The 2,493-nt window shown below is 55.1% G+C and carries 4 protein-coding genes; all 4 read left to right on the top strand.

Going from position 1 to position 2,493, the window contains the following annotated elements:
• Positions 1-889 (top strand): tyrosine-type recombinase/integrase (locus tag ABYT07_RS20455; RefSeq protein ID WP_372993845.1); only part of this gene is annotated, 889 nt, incomplete at its 5' end.
• The gene (locus tag ABYT07_RS20450; RefSeq protein ID WP_372993844.1) at positions 886-1,602 is read left to right on the top strand and encodes a hypothetical protein; all 717 of its coding nucleotides are present in this window, start codon (positions 886-888) and stop codon (positions 1,600-1,602) included. The genes ABYT07_RS20455 and ABYT07_RS20450, both read left to right, overlap by 4 nt.
• A 118-nt stretch (positions 1,603-1,720) precedes the next feature.
• The gene (locus tag ABYT07_RS20445) at positions 1,721-1,912 is read left to right on the top strand and encodes a helix-turn-helix transcriptional regulator (protein ID WP_372993843.1); all 192 of its coding nucleotides are present in this window, start codon (positions 1,721-1,723) and stop codon (positions 1,910-1,912) included.
• A 112-nt stretch (positions 1,913-2,024) separates the two neighbouring features.
• On the top strand, positions 2,025-2,312 hold the full coding sequence (locus tag ABYT07_RS20440) for a hypothetical protein (RefSeq protein WP_372993842.1): 288 nt from the start codon (positions 2,025-2,027) through the stop codon (positions 2,310-2,312).
• Positions 2,313-2,493 lie beyond the last annotated feature (181 nt).

Below are 2,493 nucleotides of genomic sequence, written 5' to 3'. Positions count from 1 at the left end.
GACCGATATCGCACTGGACGCATTTGAAAGCCGCAAGGCCGAACTCAAAGGTGACGGCAAGGCGGGTCGCTGGTTTTCGCCGCTTGAACTGCACATCCTCCCCAAGCTGGGCCAAGTGCCTGTGGCAGATATCGACCAGAAAGATATCCGCGACACCTTGGCCCCGATCTGGCACACCAAAGCCGCAACCGCCAACAAGGCGATGAACCGTCTCGGCATTGTTCTGCGTCACGCAGCGGCTCTGGGCCTAGAGGTGGATCTACAGGCAACCGAAAAAGCAAAGGCGCTATTGGGCATGCAACGCCACAAGGTAACAAATGTCCCTGCCGTGCCTTGGCAGGACGTGCCTGCGTTTTATCAGTCCCTCGGGGGTAGCATCACGGAACTGGCCTTGCGGTTGCTTATCCTCACGGGCGCACGGTCTGCCCCGCTGCGTAATATCAACTTGGAACAGATCGACGGTGACGTGTGGACCATCCCCGCAGAGGGTATGAAGGGCCGCAAGGACGCGACAAAGGATTTTCGCATCCCCTTGTCGGCAGAGGCCCAGCACGTGATTGCAGAGGCCCGCAAATTCGCCCGCGACGGGTTGCTGTTTCCCGGTGTCAGACGCGGCGTGATTTCCGACATGACGATGACCGCGTTCATGGATCGGCGCGGCATGAAAGAACGCCCCCACGGGTTCCGCACATCCCTGCGCGTCTGGCTGGCAGAGGCGACTAACGCACCACACGATGTGGCCGAAATGTGCATTAGCCATATGGTGGGATCTAAGACGGTGCAGGCGTACAAGCGGACGGATTTTCTGGAACAACGGGCGGTACTGATGGAACGTTGGTCATGCCATAGCGCGGGCGAAACAAGTATTGTCGAAGTTAGCTTCAAATGAGAGAGATTTCCCTGTCTGATGGTCCGAGCCAAATTCGTGCCAACTACATTTCCGAATTAGAGATTTACTCCGTCTATCCGGAAGATGAAGCAAGTCGCGAACAAGCGCTATTTCTATTGCGACATGAGTATGAGCGATGGAAAGTTTGCGGCGTTGATGATTACAAACCGAGCGAATTGGTGCGGACTCTAATAACTTCTCACCGCGGCAATGCGGCACGCCGCTTCGTTTGTGGCATCACCGCCATAGCAATGTGCGCGCTTCAAAACGCAGGCCATCGCGTAAGCCTTAATGCCGCAGCCGAAATAGTCACTGAATTCAATAATTCAGTGGGCAAACTTCCCTTCACTTTCTGGGATGGCTTGGACTGGGTTGCGCAAGAAAAAGCCCTTCTAGGCGACACGCAAAAGATCAAACAAGCGTTTAGGCAATACAGGTCAGTTTCTCATATTCTGGCAGCATGGGTAGTTTCGAGCGAATATTTGAACGTACAGCAACCTTTTGACAGAGGTTTAGAAGCTGATGCATGCTTGCTTCATACATCAGCATATTTTCAGGCTCGGTTGAAGGAATCGCGAAATTTTGATGATTGGGATTTGTGGCATATTAGGGCCGACCCCCCTTTCGACATGGAGACTTTCCCCCCTTTCGAACTTTCTGAAAATCTATTGCATTGGTTGATCGGCCCTTGGCTGCAAAGGTTGGAAGGTTAGGGGGGAACTTTCAAATGGACCCGGGGCATTTCAAGTGCCCCGATATTGAGCAGGTGCTCCGTGCGCCACAGTGGAACAACGCTAAGAAAGCGAAACCACTGTCAAATGGAGCATCTATATGGACCAAAAAATCACAACGCCCGCCTATCTTTCGTTCGCCCAGCTTCAATCAAAGTTGGGTGGCCGAGGTCGCACCACAATCTATCGTGACGTTGACCTAGGCCGCTTGCCCAAACCAATGAAAATCGGTTCTCGTCTCTATTGGAACGAAGCCGATATCGACGCCACCCTTCAAGCAATTGTTGAATAACCACATCCCCCGCCATGCAAAGCGCATGGGCGGCGGACGTAGCGTTTTCCGTGGTAGGAATGACTACACCCTAAGCCCAGCGCCTTGCGGCATCAACCGTAAGGATTTCCGAATGTCACAAGATCAATTCTATACCAGCGAGTCGCAGGTGTTCTGGACCTGCAAAGCCCTGCTGGACAAGCGGACCATCAGCCACCGCACTGAAATCAGAGAGGTGCGCGGCTGGCGGCTTGGCGCAATCATCCACCGCTTGCGCCATCACTACGGCTGGCCGATCCATGCGGAATATCGCGGGCCACAGAACGTCGCGCATTATTCGCTGAAAGAAGGCATCGACCGTGCCAAGCTGCGTTTCCCGCCATCCGCCCGCGCCTTGGCAAATATGGGGGGCGCTCAATGACCGCCGCAAGCATCCGCCGTCTCTGCCGTCGCTATGGCCTGACCGTCACCCAAGCCAGCCTTGTTGCGGCGCTGCACTATGGGGGCAAACATGACTGACCCGCACCCTCGCCTGACCCGTCAAAATGGCAAGTGGCACATCATGGCCCGCAAGGGCGCTGAGGGGGCCGCAGAGGCCGTCT

The organism is Sulfitobacter sp. (assembly GCF_041552635.1).
In the GTDB taxonomy this organism is placed as follows: Bacteria; Pseudomonadota; Alphaproteobacteria; order Rhodobacterales; family Rhodobacteraceae; genus Sulfitobacter.
Note: the sequence above shows the minus strand (reverse complement) of the source record. Positions and strands in the feature narration are given on the sequence as shown.

Coding starts and splice junctions, on each gene's coding strand:
- ABYT07_RS20440 (WP_372993842.1), top strand. CDS start 2,025: ATGTCACAAGATCAATTCTATACCAGCGAGTCGCAGGTGTTCTGGACC.
- ABYT07_RS20450 (WP_372993844.1), top strand. CDS start 886: ATGAGAGAGATTTCCCTGTCTGATGGTCCGAGCCAAATTCGTGCCAAC.
- ABYT07_RS20445 (WP_372993843.1), top strand. CDS start 1,721: ATGGACCAAAAAATCACAACGCCCGCCTATCTTTCGTTCGCCCAGCTT.